Source organism: Paenibacillus abyssi, from assembly GCF_014640295.1.
GTDB lineage: Bacteria > Bacillota > Bacilli > Paenibacillales > Paenibacillaceae > Paenibacillus_D > Paenibacillus_D abyssi.
Genome location: NZ_BMGR01000010.1, coordinates 140,598 through 157,158 on the forward strand (window position 1 = coordinate 140,598; position 16,561 = coordinate 157,158).

Below are 16,561 nucleotides of genomic sequence, written 5' to 3' on the forward strand. Positions count from 1 at the left end.
TTTATTAAAAAAATGAGGAAACTTTGTCGATCATTACCGACATGATAATGTTCCATAAATTCCATTTCTTATACAATAAGCAAAAAGCCCTATCTTTGGTGTAAGATAGAGCTTTTAAAGGAATTAAGACCTAATTTTAAGTTTTTATCTTCGCTAACTCTTGAATAAGCTGGGAATTTAAAATTTTAATGTAAGTCCCCTTCATTCCTAAAGAGCGGGTCTCAATCACCCCGGCGCTTTCAAGTTTGCGAAGTGCATTTACAATAACCGAACGGGTAATTCCTACCCGATCTGCTACTTTAGATGCAACTAACAATCCTTCTTTACCGCTTAATTCTTCAAAAATATGCTCCACTGCTTCCAGTTCGCTGAACGACAGCGAATTGACCGCTACAGACACAACTGCGCGGCTGCGCGCTTCAATCTCAATCTCTTCTGCTCGTTCACGCAAAATCTCCATGCCTACGATTGTTGATCCATATTCTGCAAGAATCAAATCATCATCATCAAATGCCCCGATATTTCGCGTCAGCACCAATGTGCCTAGACGATCTCCACCGCCCTGAATCGGTACCACTGTCATGATCTCTTGTCCCGACATATCGGGAAAGGTTTCGGAAATACCGCTATCCGGTACGACGTTAGTTACCGTTTCTTCAATGCGAAGGAATCGTTCATTGCAATCGTTGGGAAAACGAAGCTCATCGGCAGTCGATGCGCGCAATCGCTCATGCTCCCATACTCCTACCGCCGCACAGCCAAGAATCTTGCCCTTTCGGCTTACGACAAAGATATCGGCTTGTATAGTCGAGCATAGAACTTCAGCCATCTCTCTAAAATTTAACGCCTTACCGGCCGCACGCTGCAGCAGCCGGTTCAGCGCTCTTGTTTTTGCAAGTAACGTCATGCATAGGCCTCCCAAAATCTGTCCAACTACAATATATATTGACTCAAATCACGATTTTGTGCAATATCCCCTACTTTATCGCGGACATATTCCGGCGTGATGGTCATTTGCTCCAATGTTAAATCCGGCGCTTCAAAGGATAAATCCTCCAGCAGCTTCTCCAGAATGGTATGTAATCTCCGTGCCCCGATATTCTCGGTATTGCGGTTCACATCGGCAGCGATTGCCGCGATTTCACGAATCGCTTCATCGGAGAAAACAATCTGGATGCCTTCGGTTTCCAGTAGGGCAGAGTACTGCTTTGTTAATGCATTTTTCGGTTCGGTCAATATTTTCACAAAGTCATCCAGGCTTAGATTGCTAAGCTCCACCCGAATCGGGAATCGGCCCTGCAGCTCGGGAATCAAATCAGCAGGCTTCGCAATATGAAAGGCGCCTGCAGCGATAAACAAGACAAAGTCTGTTTTGACCGGTCCGTATTTTGTCATAACCGTAGAGCCTTCGACGATCGGCAAAATATCCCGCTGCACCCCTTCTCTTGATACATCGGGGCCTGTGCCGCGTGAAGGACTGGCGATTTTATCGATTTCATCAATGAAGATCATCCCGGATTGCTCAGCCCGTTTGATCGATTCTTGAATGACATCATCCATATCAATTAATTTGTTGGCTTCCTCTTGCGTCAGCACTTTACGCGCTTCGTTCACAGATAGCTTGCGTTTCTTATAACGCTTGGGCATGAACTGGCCGAACATCTCCTGCATATTCATGCCCATGCCTTCGTTGCCTTGACCGGATAACATATCCAGCATGTTAGGCGATGCATCCTCGACCTCAATTTCGACCATTTCTTGTTCAAGTTTACCTGCAGCCAGCTGTTCCCTTACTTGATGGCGCCGCTCAATGACGGAGGTGTCCGTCTCCGGCTCTTCCTGTTCTTGCGTCTGCTGGTTGCCGAAGAGCATCTCGAACGGATTTTTCTGAGGTTTCGATTTTTTTGCTGAAGGAACGAGTAAAGAGACGAGCCTGTCAGTAGCAAGCTTTTCCGCTTTATCTTTTACCTTCTCCGTCTTTTCCGCCTTGACCATGCGGATCGAGGTCTCGACCAAGTCCCGGACCATCGATTCAACATCGCGCCCGACATAACCGACCTCAGTAAATTTAGTCGCCTCGATTTTTACAAATGGAGCGTTAACCAGCTTTGCCAGCCTTCTCGCAATCTCCGTTTTCCCAACGCCTGTAGGTCCGATCATTAATATGTTCTTGGGAACAATCTCATCCCGAATCGCTTCATCCAGACGGCTGCGGCGATAGCGGTTGCGAAGTGCGACTGCAACCGAACGTTTGGCAAGCTTCTGTCCGACGATATATTTATCCAGTTCCGCGACAATCTGGCGCGGCGTCAACGCTTCGTTACTCACCTTGCATCCCTCCGTTTTCGAAAGTGGCATTACCGTTGCGTATCCGAGATCAAACCTCTTCAACAATAATATTCCGGTTCGTAAACACACAAATATCCGCCGCAATTTCAAGTGAGGATTTCGCCATTTCCCTCGCATCCAGCCCGGTTGCATGCCGCTTCAATGCGCGTGCGGCGGACATCGCGAAGCTGCCGCCCGAACCGATTGCCAGAACGCCGTCATCCGGCTCGATAATCTCACCGTTACCCGAGACGAGCAGCATCCCTCCTGCATCCATCACAATCATCATCGCTTCCAATCTTCTCAGCACCCGGTCTGAGCGCCAATCCTTAGCCAATTCAACTGCCGCACGCTGCAAATTGCCGTGATGCTCCTCCAGCTTGCCCTCAAATTTCTCGAATAAAGTGATTGCATCAGCTACCGAACCGGCAAATCCTGCGATAACCTGGCCGCGGTACAGCCTGCGCACTTTTTTCGCATGATGCTTCATTACCATGCTGTTGCCGAAGGTCACCTGTCCATCACCTGCGATAGCGCCTTTTCCTTCATGGCGGATCGCACAGATCGTCGTTGCATGAAATTGCATTTCCATATTGTTGCCTCCTAAAGGTTTTGCGGAGCAAAACCTGCATCGTAAGCATAATCCCAGGTTTTGCGGAGCAAAGCCTGCATCGCATTCACTTCAGCTTCTATTTTGCTTTACTGTTCTCTACAATGTGCTCTTCTTTAAATTGTATGAGCTTCTCAAGTGCGCGATTTGCAATGGCTTCATATTTTTCTTTTTTATTTTTAATTCGTTTATCCAGCGGCGGGAATAATCCGAAATTTGCATTCATTGGTTGGAAGTGCTTGAAATCTGCCGTCGTAATATATTCAGCCATGCTTCCCAGTGCCGTTTCTGCTGGAAGGACCAGCGGCTCAAGGCCGCGCGCCATCCGGCCTGCGTTGATGCCGGCAATCAAACCTGAAGCTGCCGATTCAACATAACCTTCAACGCCGGTCATTTGGCCTGCGAACATTAAGCGGTCTCTTCCCTTGAATTGGTAGGTCGGCCTAAGCTGCTTGGGCGAGTTAATAAATGTGTTACGATGCATAACGCCGAATCTTACGAATTCAGCCTGTTCTAAACCAGGAATAAGCGAAAGCACTCTTTTTTGCTCTCCCCATTTGAGATGGGTTTGAAAGCCGACCAAATTATACAGCGTGCCCGCTGCATTATCCTGCCTGAGCTGAACAACAGCATGCGGCAGCTTGCCCGTATGCGGATTAACAAGGCCAACCGGCTTCATCGGTCCGAAAAGGAGCGTTTGCTTGCCCCGGCTGGCAATGACCTCAACCGGCATGCAGCCTTCAAAATAGATCTCTTTCTCAAACTCTTTCAACTCCGCCTTCTCGGCCGTGATGAGCGCGTCATAAAACGTCTCAAACTCCTCTTCCGTCATCGGGCAGTTTAGATAAGCGGCTTCTCCCTTGTCATAACGGGATGCCAGATAAACTTTGCTCATATCGATCGAATCTTTCTCAACAATCGGCGCCGCCGCATCATAGAAATAAAAATACTCCTCGCCCATCAAATCTTTGATCTGCTGAGAGAGCTGCGGAGAGGTTAACGGCCCGGTAGCGATGACGACGATGCCATCCTCCGGAATTTCCGTCATCTCTTCCGTTCTGACATCCACTAGAGGATGGTTGCGGAGCGAGGACGTCACTTCCCCCGAGAAGCCTTCACGATCAACGGCTAGGGCTCCTCCTGCAGGTACGGCGTGTTTGTCCGCACTGTTCAAGATCAGCGATCCAAGCAGCCGCATTTCTTCCTTGAGTACCCCTACCGCATTCGTCAAGCCATTGGCACGCAGGCTGTTGCTGCATACCAGCTCGGCGAATTTATCTGTATGATGCGCGGGCGTACGGGTCACCGGCCGCATTTCATATAAGGTGACAGGCACGCCCTGCGCGGCGATTTGCCATGCGGCCTCGCTGCCTGCAAGGCCAGCGCCAATTACAGTTACTTTATTTGTTGAAGTCAATGTTATATCCTGCCTTTCTATCAAACAGTCTGCCGCTTACACATCGGCTTGATCCTGTTCTTCCGGTAATTCTTCGGTGTGTTCGCATGAAGTACATTGGATTTTGCCGCCGCTGCGGTTACGCTTCTCCACCATATACGAGCCGCATTTCGGACAAGGCTTGTCAATCGGCTTATCCCATGAGACGAATTCGCAGCCGGGGTATTGGTCGCAGCCATAAAAGATACGTCCTTTTTTACTGCGGCGTTCAATGATTTTCCCTTCTCCGCATTTCGGACAGGTTACACCGATATCTTTTACAATCGGCTTCGTATTACGGCAATCCGGGAAACCGGAACAAGCTAAAAATTTGCCAAAGCGTCCCATTTTGTATACGAGGTGCTTCCCGCACTTCTCGCAAATCTCATCGGACACTTCATCTTGAATCTCCACTTCCTTCATTTCTTCCTCGGCAACTTCAAGACGCTTCTCAAAGGATTCGTAGAACGAGGCCAGCACCTTGACCCAATCCTGAGTTCCTTCTTCGACATGGTCAAGGTCGCCTTCCATATGAGCGGTAAATTCGGCATCCAGAATTTCCGGGAAAAACTCTTCCATCAATTCAATGACCAAATCGCCGAGCTCTGTCGGCACGAACTTCTTCTCTTCGATCGCAACGTAACCGCGCTTCTGGATCGTTTCGAGGGTAGGGGCATATGTACTTGGCCGACCGATGCCCAGTTCCTCCAACGTGCGCACAAGCCTTGCTTCGGTGTAACGCGGCGGAGGCTGTGTAAAATGCTGTTTGGGCTCGATGTCCTGCTTTTGGGTTACATCGCCTTTGGCAAGCGGCGGCAGAAACTTGTCTTCTTCTGTTGTTCCATCATCGTTACCTTCCACATAAACCTTCATGAAGCCCGGGAATTTCAGCTTTGAGCCGGTCGCCCGGAATGTCACTGGACCAACCTTTAAGTCTACGGTCATCGTATCGAGCACGGCCGAAGACATTTGGCTCGCAATGTACCGCTCCCAAACAAGCTTATACAAGCGCAATTGATCACGGCTGAGGAAAGGCTTCATCGTCTCCGGTTCGCGCAGCGCTGAAGTTGGACGTATCGCTTCGTGGGCATCCTGTGTACTCGCGTTCTTCTTTGTATACACGCGCGGTTCTTCCGGTGCGTATTCAGAGCCGAATTTATCCAAGATGTAGCTTTTCGCCTCTTCTTGGGCAATTGGAGAAATCCGCGTCGAATCGGTACGCATGTAAGTAATTAAACCTACCGTGCCTTCTTTTCCCAGATCGACCCCTTCATACAGCTGCTGTGCAACCGACATCGTCTTGGCCGCTCGGAAACCCAGCTTACGCGCAGCTTCCTGCTGCAGCGAGCTTGTAATGAAGGGAGGCGCCGGATGACGCTGCCGTTCCTTTTCACGGACCTCGTCAACTAGGAATTCCGAGTTCCCCATTGCCGCCAACACTTCATTGACATCATTCTCGCTGCCTAATTCACGCTTCTCTCCGTTCACGGAGTGAAACTTCGCCTCAAAAACCGACTTCTCATGTGCCAGCTTTGCGGTGATCGACCAATATTCTTCCGGGATAAAAGCATCGATCTCATTCTCCCGGTCGATGATCAGCTTCACGGCAACGGATTGAACCCGGCCGGCAGACAATCCTTTCTTCACTTTCTTCCAGAGCAGCGGACTGATCTTGTAGCCTACGAGCCGATCCAGAATTCTTCTTGCCTGCTGCGCATTAACAAGATCTTTGTTGATCTTACGTGGCGTTTTGAATGCATCCTTCACCGCTTGCTTCGTTATTTCATTAAATACGACACGGCAATCTTCCGTCTCATCTAATTCGAGATAATGTGCCAAGTGCCAAGCAATCGCTTCTCCTTCGCGGTCGGGGTCAGCTGCGAGATACACTTTTTTCACTTTCTTTCTGGCATCCTTTAATTCCTTAAGCACGCTGCCTTTACCGCGAATCGTAATATATTTGGGGTTGAAGTCGTTTTCCACCTCGACGCCAATCTGGCTTTTCGGCAAATCGCGGATATGACCCATGGATGCTTTGACGATGTATTTGCTGCCAAGATATTTGCCGATTGTTTTGGCTTTTGCCGGTGATTCGACAATGACAAGTGAATCCGCCATTAAGCGTCCTCCTCTCTCCTATTGCTTACCTTTATAAGACACTGTATATAAAACCGGGATGCTGTTCAATCTTATGTTTTATAGTTAAATTTATCAGAACTGCGTGCAAATGTCCAAACGGTATGCCTGTTTGCTCATGCAGTTCATCCGCTGAACCCGGTTTATCCTGCAGCAGCTGAAGGATTCGCCGTTCCTCATCCGTTAGATCCGCGGCCGTTTTTCCCGCAGGCTTCTCTGCCATCATCAAAGCATTCCGGAGATCCGAACGGTAGATAAAATCCTCAAGGACATCCTTAAGCTCTGTCACCATCTTGGCGGAGCCTTGCTTGATTAATTTGTTGGCTCCCTCACTCTTAGGCGAGCTGATCGGACCGGGGACCGCATAGACCTCTCTGGACATGTCAAGCGCTTGATCCGCAGTAATCAACGAACCGCTGCGCAATGCGGCCTCCACTACTATCGTACCGAGAGACAGTCCGGCAATGATGCGATTGCGCTGAGGGAACAAGCCAGGATGAGATCGCATACCGATCGGATATTCTGATAAAAGTAAGCCGCTCTCGGCAATGGACCGGTACAGCGTCCGGTTATCAGGCGGGTAAACAACATCAATCGGCGTACCCAGCACAGCGACAGTCGATCCAATGCCGCGCAGCGCGCCCTCATGGGCAAATCGGTCAATTCCCCTCGCCAGCCCGCTGACTACTGTCAGGCCGGCGCCCGATAGCTGCTCCGCCAGCTTAAGCGCTGTTTGTCTGCCATATGCCGTAGGCACTCTGGTGCCGACCATCGCGATCGAAGGTGCATGCAATAGCCGCTCATCGCCTAATACATATATAACCCAAGGCGGGTCGAACATCTGTCTGAGCAGCGGGGGATAATGATCATCCAAGGCTGTGATGATTTGAACGCCGAGCCGTTCATAACGTTCGTTAATCGACTGTATCCGTTCAAGCTGCAAGCCTTGCTTTACGGCTTTCACCTGATCGCCGCGCAGTCCCAGCTCTGCCCATTCTTTGTCACTATAATGGACACAGTCCATAAGAGAAGCATGCTTGTGAACTTTATCTATGCTGCGCCATCCGATACCCTGTGTTTCGTGGAGCGCCAGCATGACTAACCGCTCATTCCAACCGGAATCAAATTTCATTTATTCCATCCCTTTCGGGACCGCAAGCATTCTTTACCTATTTTGCTTGACATGATCGAAGAATGCAAGCGGCCAACGTTAAATTATGAAACAATAACAAAAAAGCAGTCTTCCATTCCCTCTGAAGGGAATCGGAAGACTGCTTGTCTTCAACCTATAATGCGAGAGGACAACCTCTCCTAAAGCTTAAGCTTCCTTAAGCTTTGCGTGTTGTGCACTGCTCCAGCATGCCGCGTTCTTCGAGTACGCTGACAAGCGTCGAGCCCATGTCCGAAGGCGTCGGCGCCACTTTGATGCCGCACGCTTCCAATGTTGCGATTTTCTCCGCAGCTGTTCCTTTGCCGCCTGAGATGATCGCGCCCGCATGACCCATACGTTTTCCTGGAGGAGCTGTCGCGCCGCCGATAAAGCCGACTACCGGCTTTTTCATGTTCGCTTTGATCCACTCTGCCGCTTCTTCTTCCGCTGTACCGCCAATCTCACCGATCATGATGACAGCGTGTGTATCCGGATCCTCATTAAACAAATGCAGGATATCGATGAACTCCGAACCTTTAACCGGGTCGCCGCCGATTCCTACTGCGGAGGACTGGCCGATTCCGCGTGTGGAAAGCTGATGAACAGCCTCGTAAGTCAACGTACCGCTTCGCGATACAACGCCTACATGGCCTTTCAAATGAATATAACCCGGCATGATGCCGATTTTACATTCTTCCGGAGTAATGACACCCGGGCAGTTCGGTCCGATCAGACGTGTTTTGCGTCCTTCCATGTAACGTTTAACGTTAACCATATCAAGAACCGGAATGCCTTCTGTAATACAAATGGCAAGATCTAATTCCGCATCAACCGCCTCCATGATCGCATCAGCTGCGAAAGCCGGAGGAACATAGATAACAGAAGCTGTAGCGCCAGTGGCTGCTTTTGCTTCCGCAACGGTATTAAATACAGGAAGTGAAACAACTTGTCCATTGTCAAGCGTGATGTCGACATTTGTGCCACCTTTGCCCGGTGTTACGCCGCCGACCATCTGTGTACCATATTCAAGCGCACCCTTCGCATGGAAAAGGCCGGTTGCGCCGGTAATGCCTTGCGTAATGACTTTCGTATCTTTACCTACCAAAATGCTCATCGAAGGCTCACATCCCCTGAAAAATTTCGTGTGCTGAAGGTCAAATTACTTGACGAGGGCAACAATTTTCTGAGCGCCGTCTGCCATGGAATCCGCCGCAACGATGTTCAGGCCGGATTCATTCAGAATTTTCTTGCCAAGCTCTACGTTTGTTCCTTCCAAACGGACCACAAGCGGACGGTCGAGACCGATCTGCTTCGCGGCTTCCACTACCCCGTTAGCAATAACGTCGCAGCGCATAATGCCACCGAAAATATTGACGAAAATACCCTTTACCTTTGCATCGGAAAGGATGATTTTGAATGCTTCGGTAACCTTCTCAGTCGTCGCACCGCCCCCAACATCAAGGAAGTTAGCCGGGTCGCCGCCGTAATATTTGATGATATCCATCGTCGCCATAGCCAGTCCGGCGCCATTAACCATACAGCCGATGTTGCCATCGAGCGCAATATAGCTCAGGTCGAATTTGGATGCTTCGATTTCTTTCTCGTCTTCCTCTTCCAAATCGCGCAGAGCCACGATATCCTTGTGACGATACAGCGCATTGGAGTCAAAATTCAGCTTGGCGTCAAGCGCCATTACATTACCGTCACCGGTAACAACAAGCGGGTTAATCTCAGCGATCGAGCAGTCTTTTTCCACGAACGCTTTGTACAAAGCCAGCATGAACTTAACCGCTTTGTTGACCAGCTCATTTGGAATGTTGATGGCATAGGCCAATTTGCGAGCTTGAAACGCTTGCAAACCAACGGCCGGATCAACAGCCTCTTTGAAAATTTTCTCCGGCGAATGAGCAGCCACTTCTTCAATTTCCGTGCCGCCTTCTTCCGAAGCCATCATAACAACGCTGCCTGTACCGCGGTCGACAACAACCCCGATATAGTATTCCTTCTTAATGTCACAGCCCTGTTCGATCAGAAGGCGCTTTACTTCTTTGCCCTCAGGACCGGTTTGATGTGTAACAAGCACCTTACCTAAAATTTCGCTTGCATACGTGCGTACTTCGTCTAATCCCTTGGCTACCTTTACACCGCCGGCTTTACCGCGGCCGCCCGCATGGATTTGCGCCTTGACCACAACAACAGGCGTGCCGAGAGCCTTGGCCGCTTCTACCGCTTCATCGACGGTAAATGCCACCTTTCCCTCTGGAACGACAACACCGTATTGCTTCAGGACTTCTTTGCCTTGATACTCATGGATATTCATTCACGAAATCCTCCTATCCGCAGTTTCATCCTCAAAATATGTAAACAAAACCCTACTCATTGTACCACTTTTTTCTGTGGCTTACCTTATTTATATCATTAAAAAATATATACTTTTTGATATGGTTTTCATCTCGTTTCGAGAACGAAAATCGACAAAGACTGCATATATCTTGCCGGATCAGGCTTAACCACCCATATAGTATGACCATTTCATCAACAATTATTGTATATATTCTCCTTAATCAGGTCCGTACTTCCACGTTGTTTTGTTGACATGACACTCCCCATTGCGATAGGATTATACATTATATGGGATTGTAAGGAAGCACCTTCGCCGATTATTCGTTGGAGGTGCCTTTTTGTATGTATACAAAACATAACAGTGCCAGTGTCCACGGCGTTGATGGACGAATTATCGAAGTGGAAGTCGATATCGCAAACGGTTTGCCCCAGGTCAATATCGTCGGGCTTCCTGATCCTGCTATACGGGAATCCGTGGAACGTGTAAGATCAGCTGTCAAAAACTGCGGTTATGTGTTTCCTTTGGAGAGGATCACTGTGAACTTAGCCCCTGCCGACCTGCGCAAAGAGGGTACAGCCTATGATCTGGCAATCGCTGTCGGCGTTCTCACGGCAAGCGGTCAGCTTCAAACAGAACGCTTCCGGGATACGCTCATCATCGGCGAGCTTTCGCTCGACGGTACGATCCGTCCCGTTCCCGGCGTACTGCCAATGGTCGAGGAGGCAAAGAAACAAGGCATATCCCGTGCCTTTGTCGCTCCGGGAAACGCGGCGGAGGCTTCACTTATCGGCGGCTTGGATTTGACCGTCATCGCTCACTTGCGGGAATTAGGAGACGAAGAAGCCGGATCACCCCATGTTGATGTGAATGACAGGCACGTCACCTTTGCTAAGGTATTTCAATCTGACAATGAAGGGCGATCTTCATCAACAGATGACGATAAAGAAATCCCCCGACACAGTGATCAAGAGAACAACCACTATGATTATATTGAAGTCATCGGTCAGCATCATGCCAAGCGGGCTTTATTGACAGCTGCAGCCGGTCGGCATAATATTCTGCTCTCCGGTCCCCCGGGGACGGGCAAGACGATGCTGATCCGTAGACTTCCGGGCATCCTTCCCCCTCTGGAGGATGAAGAAGCGCTTGAGGTCACGAAAATATACAGTGTTGCCGGAAAGCTTACCCAAGGCGCTGTCTCCTTGGTACGAGAGCGCCCTTTCCGTTCTCCCCATCATACGATTTCTCCCGGCGGGCTCATCGGCGGAGGATCCATTCCCAAACCGGGGGAGGTAACGCTGGCCCATCGCGGCATTTTATTTCTGGATGAGCTTCCTGAATTCTCAAGAAATGTGCTTGAGGTGCTGCGGCAGCCGCTCGAGGACCGCAGCGTCACCATCGCCCGTACGAGAGCTGTTTTTCGCTACCCGTCTCATTTTATGCTTGCAGCATCAATGAATCCGTGTCCGTGCGGCTATTTCGGAGATGATTCGGATCGGCAGCGCTGCGGCTGCTCTCCCCACAAAATCGCCGCTTACCGCACGAAAATTTCCGGACCGCTGCTCGATCGCATCGATCTGCAGGTAGAGGTCCCGCGTCCATCAACCTTTCTGAGCGCTACCGCAGGCTTGTCTTCCTCGCAAATGCGGGATCTTGTCATGCTCGCCAGAGAACGGCAAATCGCCCGCCGTACTACGGCGGGCGTGAGCTGGAACAGTGAATTGCAGGGCAGGGCGCTGCATCAAAGCGCGCGGCTGAAAGCAGACGCGGAGCTGCTGCTGCAGCAGGCCTATAAGTCGCTTGGCCTCAGCCTGCGGGCGCATGACCGCGTGCTGAAGCTGGCGCGCACAATCTCCGATCTGCAGGACAGCAATACGATTGAAGCCGAGCATGTCGCTGAGGCGATTCAATACCGGAGCTTGGACCGCAAATTAGAGCTTATATGATTGATATGGATTGTTTCTTCCCACCGGTCAACCGGTGGGTATTGTTTTTCTGTGCGGCAGCCGTCTGCGCCTGCCAACACTTATGATGAGTCCGAATACGGCCAGGTGAATGAATAACATCGTATTTCCATAACTTATGAACGGGATCGATACGCCCACAAAAGGCGCCCACCCCAGGCACATGAAGATGGCCCAAACAAACTGTATACCGAGCACGACAAGCAGAACGCTTACGATCCGCTTTCCATACTCATCACGTACGTTCGAGGCAATGAATCCGATGATGCCAAGAAACGCTAACGAGGCAGAGGCAATTAATATGCCCATCGACCAGCCATAGCTGGAGATCATATAAGCAAATAAAGAATCATTGTAGGCAAACGGAAGCTGATCCGTTGAAGCAGCAGATCCATGTCCCCACCAGCCTGCGGTACGGATCGCTTCCAAGGCGTTGTAAGTGGCATATCCTGTACCGGCCGGGTCATCATAGAAGCGTAAAAATATAGTTGCGCGATGGAAGACATATGACAGGTTCGCGCTTGTACCCAGCATGAAATAGAGCAACACAACTGCCGAGACAATCGTCGTCGATACGATGGCGGCAAATTGCTTTAGGCTGCTGCTTCCCAACCATAATAAGGTAAAAAAACCGAGTACGAAGTAAAAACTTGTTACATACGCATGAGCCCATAAAAATAAAAACATGGGGAGACAAAATTGCAGGGCGTATCGTTTGACTCCTTCTGTCAATCCCCACTCTTTGAGAGGTTTCATCCCTGCAGCGCCAATCAGCAGCATGAACATAGCGACGATCATGCCGTTAATCGCAAATCCTCCAAGGGCCAGGTATTGTTTGCTGCCATTGATTTGCAAGCCAAATATATGGGTGAACAGCATCAGCCCGATTCCCGCTCCAAACAGCAAAGAAGAGAACCACTTAAACTTCCGGTAATCCAGCCGCCATAAAACCGCTGCCGCCAAACAGCCGCTCGCGGCAAAAAAAAGCTGTTTATTGAACAAGCCCATATTCGTCTGCATTTGCTCCGACAGTACAGTCCCGATCACATACATCGCGAATAATCCGATCCCCAGCAGAATAAAAAGAATCGTGAAAAGTCCCAAATCTATTACGGGTCGATATATTTTCTGCATTTCTTTTCCGATCCCGGATGGTTCCCCCATACGCCGGACTGCCTGGCGTACCGCTTCTTGTTCTTCTACCCCTTCCTCGACGAGCTCATCGGCAAGCTCTGCAATATGGGATTCCAATTCCGCCTTTACCGCTAACCGGGCTTCCTTGGATTTGATATGCTTACCTACGTTATGTAAAAATTTGCCAGCTTCCGGATTGGATGAAATGTATTTCATGCATATCCCTCCCCGATTACGCGCTCCACAGCATTGCGGTATACGTTCCACTCCTGCTTTTTTTCCCCCAGCCGGGTTTTCCCGGCCGCTGTGATGCGGTAATATTTGCGCTTACGCCCGTCCTGCTCTTGCCAGTAGGCGTCCACCCATTGATCGGTCTCCAGCGTGTGCAGAATCGGATACAAGGTGCCTTCTTTTAATGCAAAAATGCCTTCCGACCGCTTCTCAATTTCTTTGGTTAATTCATAACCGTACATATCCTTCTGCTCCAGCATGGACAGAATAAGAATCACAGTGCTGCCTTTCAAGAGCTCTTTGCTGACTTTCATTACTTCCATCTTCCTCCTCTCGCCAATACATAGATATATAATGCATCGTTTATCTATGTATTAGGGTATAACAAATATACCCATTTAGCAACGGCTATATTACCGGGCTTCTTTTCAGTGAAATGATTCAATATAAGCGGCTTCATTCAAAGGGTGTCGATTATGAGGATTTAGGGAGAGGGCAGCTTGATTAAAATGCCCCCTCGATATGCTTTAGATCTGTAATATTTAACCGGGCGTCCAATGTGACGGCAATAACATCGAATCGCACCTTTCGCTCCGCCACCCGGTAATAATTCATATAGAACTGGGCGATTGATCTCACTCGGGCCTGCTTGCGATAGTCGACCGACTCGGCCGGGGTGCCGTAGCGCCCGCCTGAGCGGCGGGTTCGAACCTCAATAAACACCAAACGGTTATTTTCTCCGGGTGGATGCCCGATTAGATCGATCTCGCCCGATCGGCATCTCCAATTCCGTTCAACTAATGTCCATCCGAGCGATAGCAAATATTCAGCCCCTGCGGCTTCTCCAAGCTGCCCGATCGCTTGACGGTTTGCCCTCGAAATACCAGCGGCCGGTTGATTGGCATCGGCATATTTACGATCATTTTCCTTATTCACGATTCCAATCCCTCGCTCTCTGATCGGAACGGTATATGAAACTCAAAATCTCGGCCACCAATGTATAGAGTTCAGGAGGAATTTCCTGATCAATGTCAAGCTTGGATAACACCTCCACAAGCGAAGCGTCCTCCTGCACAGGAACTCCATGCTCTGCGGCTTTTTCCAATATCGCATCTGCAAGCTGGCCCTTGCCTTTTGCTACGATGACCGGCGCGCTGCGCTGTTCCGGTTCATATTTGACAGCTACTGCTTTTCTTATTGGTGTGTGAGAAGCGGATGGTTCTTTCATACGCGTACATCCACTCCTTTATACGGTCTGGAAGAAAACGAGCTTCGATCAGGCGGTTGAACTGCCGATTGACCTTGCTGGCTGCTGGGTGAAGTCGTCTGCTCTGCCGGTTCAGGCAGCGGAGTGGTGCGCAGCGCCAGCAATTGGTATCCAGCGCGGCCCATAGCCTCCGTTATGTCCTGCCGCGACGATTCGATGAGCGAGCTGATGAATGGATGGTCGTTCCATACATTGAGGCTGACGATCTTATCGACCACCTGTACATCGACTAACGTATCGCCTAGCTGTTTCATCTTTAGATCGAAGAGCAGCCGGCAATTTTCCGCATCCAATTCGCCCTTTCGCCCACGGCGCGATTGGATATGGACGGATGCCGTTTGGCTGCCGTCCGGTCCATGAAACGGAATGAACATGGTGACATGCGACAGCATCGCGCCATTGCGCTCCGGCGTCAGCAGCAGCTGCTGGCCGGTAATGTTCTGCACGAGCTGCTGCGCGGCTTCGCGCAAAGCAGGCGGCACTTCGTCGGAAGCAGCGAGCGTCAGCAGCACGCTCTTCAGCGACTCCTGCGCCGCGGCCGGCCGTCCGGCATCGGCCGCTTGCGCCTCCGGCGCGCCGCCCGGGACGGGCAGCCCCTGCCCGGGCGCGCGCTCCGCCGCCACAGCCGCGCGTTCCGCCAGCGGCTGCTGCGGCGCATCGGCGGGACGGGGCGCGCTGTGCGCCTGCCCCTCCGCGCCGGAGGCGGTGCGGCCAGCCGGGGAATCACTTTCCCCGGCTTTGGCCGCTTCAGCGGCGCCGGCTATGCCGCCCGGCGCCGCAGAACGCGTCAGTTGGCGCTCGTGATCGACGCCCAGCCACTTCAGTACCTCCAAGGCCCAGCCATTGGCTCCGGCCTTGGAAGTTCCTGCTGCGGCAGGGCCGCTTGCGCTGGTGCTTACCGCACCGCTATCCGTTCCCGCCGCTGATCCGGCGGCTGCAGCGCCTGCAGCGCCGGCAGCCGCTCCCTGGCCGGCGCTCGCTTGGCCCGCATTAGGCTGCGCTGCCGTTTGTACTGGCGGCTGTGCAGCCTGCTGCAGCTGAGCAGGCGTTATGACACGCCCCCCCGCTTCTGGCGCAGATGAAGCTCCCGCTTTCGCTGCTGCCGGCTGCTCCGCTGCTTGTTCAAGCGTGCGGAGCAGCACCGCCCCTTCATCCAGCAATGCTTGCAAGCGCAGGGCCGCATTGCGGACATTGACATCCTTTAACGCGGGTGCCGTTTCGTTAGTCCCACCTATCAATGCTTTAAGCTGCGTCTGAACACCCTCCATCAGTTCATGCGACGGCTGTCCGAACATCGCCTGCTGCAAAGCGGCGATTGTCGTCCCCGTGACCGGAAGGCCGCGTTTGAACGCTGTTGCAGCCGCATGCATCCATTGCTCTGCATCGGCATTCGCAGGCATAGCCGACTGCGCTTGTCCCATTGCCTGGCCAAGCTCCCGGTTCAGCTGGAAGCCTTCACGACGCATGTCCCGCACCAGCTCCAACGCCCATTTTTTGTCCGGCATCCCGAGATTTTTCGCCAGATCCCGGAGCGTCTCATCCCGAACATTCGCCGCTGACAGATCAACAGGCTTGAGCAGCGGCGTACCGCCCGCCGATTCCGGCTGCACCTGCAGCATCGTCGTCTGGCCCGGCAGCAATGGAATTTCAAGCTTGGCCCGTACTTGTGTGCCATTGATCTGTACAAGCGCGTCCTGCCCTTCCATCACTTCCAATATGACACCACTGACAATTTGTCCAACCTTCAATTCCAATGAGCGGCTCTCGCTTGGCTGAGGTTCCCTGAGCAAACCGCGCATCAGTTGTCCGATATTCATACTGCCACCCCGTCCTCTATGAAATGCCCTTTATACCAGAGCAGCTCTATCCATATTCTTTCTTTTTATATCGGTCAGAGCAACCCTAACCTTTATCCCCATTTCATCAATGCTCGTATTTGTGCACCAAGCTATCGTCCGAGCT

General features: G+C 51.2%; 14 protein-coding genes. 1 reads left to right on the forward strand and 13 read right to left on the reverse strand.

Annotation, left to right across the window (positions count from 1 at the left end; all coding sequences use genetic code 11):
- Window positions 1-136: 136 nt before the first annotated feature.
- From codY to sucC, 8 genes are all read right to left on the reverse strand, one after another.
- Window positions 137-907 carry a GTP-sensing pleiotropic transcriptional regulator CodY gene (codY, locus tag IEW11_RS15860; protein ID WP_188532047.1) on the reverse strand — a complete coding sequence of 257 codons (771 nt, stop codon included), beginning with the start codon at window positions 905-907 and terminating at the stop codon, window positions 137-139.
- 26 nt (window positions 908-933) lie between these two features.
- The gene (hslU, locus tag IEW11_RS15865; RefSeq protein WP_229725334.1) at window positions 934-2,328 is read right to left on the reverse strand and encodes an ATP-dependent protease ATPase subunit HslU; all 1,395 of its coding nucleotides are present in this window, start codon (window positions 2,326-2,328) and stop codon (window positions 934-936) included.
- A gap of 49 nt (window positions 2,329-2,377) precedes the next feature.
- Window positions 2,378-2,920 (reverse strand): ATP-dependent protease subunit HslV, encoded by a 543-nt coding sequence (gene hslV / locus IEW11_RS15870; protein ID WP_188532049.1) that lies wholly within the window; start codon window positions 2,918-2,920, stop codon window positions 2,378-2,380.
- 97 nt (window positions 2,921-3,017) lie between these two features.
- Window positions 3,018-4,355, reverse strand: a complete 1,338-nt coding sequence (trmFO, locus tag IEW11_RS15875; protein ID WP_188532050.1) for an FADH(2)-oxidizing methylenetetrahydrofolate--tRNA-(uracil(54)-C(5))-methyltransferase TrmFO — start codon at window positions 4,353-4,355, stop codon at window positions 3,018-3,020.
- A gap of 36 nt (window positions 4,356-4,391) precedes the next feature.
- On the reverse strand, window positions 4,392-6,491 hold the full coding sequence (gene topA / locus IEW11_RS15880) for a type I DNA topoisomerase (RefSeq protein ID WP_188532051.1): 2,100 nt from the start codon (window positions 6,489-6,491) through the stop codon (window positions 4,392-4,394).
- A 31-nt stretch (window positions 6,492-6,522) separates the two neighbouring features.
- Window positions 6,523-7,641, reverse strand: coding sequence for a DNA-processing protein DprA (gene dprA / locus IEW11_RS15885; protein ID WP_188532052.1), 1,119 nt, complete (start codon window positions 7,639-7,641; stop codon window positions 6,523-6,525).
- A 196-nt stretch (window positions 7,642-7,837) separates the two neighbouring features.
- Window positions 7,838-8,773 (reverse strand): succinate--CoA ligase subunit alpha, encoded by a 936-nt coding sequence (sucD, locus tag IEW11_RS15890; RefSeq protein ID WP_188532053.1) that lies wholly within the window; start codon window positions 8,771-8,773, stop codon window positions 7,838-7,840.
- A 45-nt stretch (window positions 8,774-8,818) separates the two neighbouring features.
- Window positions 8,819-9,979 carry an ADP-forming succinate--CoA ligase subunit beta gene (gene sucC, locus IEW11_RS15895; RefSeq protein WP_188532054.1) on the reverse strand — a complete coding sequence of 387 codons (1,161 nt, stop codon included), beginning with the start codon at window positions 9,977-9,979 and terminating at the stop codon, window positions 8,819-8,821.
- Window positions 9,980-10,344: 365 nt separating this feature from the next.
- On the opposite strand from sucC, the gene IEW11_RS15900 reads away from it, so the two are divergent.
- On the forward strand, window positions 10,345-11,949 hold the full coding sequence (locus tag IEW11_RS15900) for a YifB family Mg chelatase-like AAA ATPase (RefSeq protein WP_188532055.1): 1,605 nt from the start codon (window positions 10,345-10,347) through the stop codon (window positions 11,947-11,949).
- 27 nt (window positions 11,950-11,976) lie between these two features.
- Here the strand turns inward: IEW11_RS15900 and IEW11_RS15905 are convergent, their stop codons facing one another.
- The 5 genes from IEW11_RS15905 to IEW11_RS15925 form a co-directional block, all read right to left on the reverse strand.
- Window positions 11,977-13,317 (reverse strand): FtsW/RodA/SpoVE family cell cycle protein, encoded by a 1,341-nt coding sequence (locus IEW11_RS15905; RefSeq protein WP_188532056.1) that lies wholly within the window; start codon window positions 13,315-13,317, stop codon window positions 11,977-11,979.
- Entirely contained in the window at window positions 13,314-13,646 is a 333-nt protein-coding gene (locus IEW11_RS15910) for a PadR family transcriptional regulator (protein ID WP_188532057.1), read from the reverse strand. Before IEW11_RS15910 ends, IEW11_RS15905 begins: the two co-directional genes overlap by 4 nt.
- A 190-nt stretch (window positions 13,647-13,836) precedes the next feature.
- Window positions 13,837-14,268: a YraN family protein gene (locus IEW11_RS15915; RefSeq protein ID WP_229725336.1), complete on the reverse strand. Its 432-nt coding sequence runs from the start codon at window positions 14,266-14,268 to the stop codon at window positions 13,837-13,839.
- A complete protein-coding gene (locus tag IEW11_RS15920) occupies window positions 14,261-14,560 on the reverse strand; it encodes an EscU/YscU/HrcU family type III secretion system export apparatus switch protein (protein WP_188532058.1) in 300 nt (99 codons plus the stop codon). Before IEW11_RS15920 ends, IEW11_RS15915 begins: the two co-directional genes overlap by 8 nt.
- Complete coding sequence (locus IEW11_RS15925; protein ID WP_188532059.1) at window positions 14,557-16,416, reverse strand: TP0910 N-terminal domain-containing protein; 1,860 nt, start codon at window positions 16,414-16,416, stop codon at window positions 14,557-14,559. The genes IEW11_RS15920 and IEW11_RS15925 overlap by 4 nt, the downstream gene beginning before the upstream one ends.
- Window positions 16,417-16,561 lie beyond the last annotated feature (145 nt).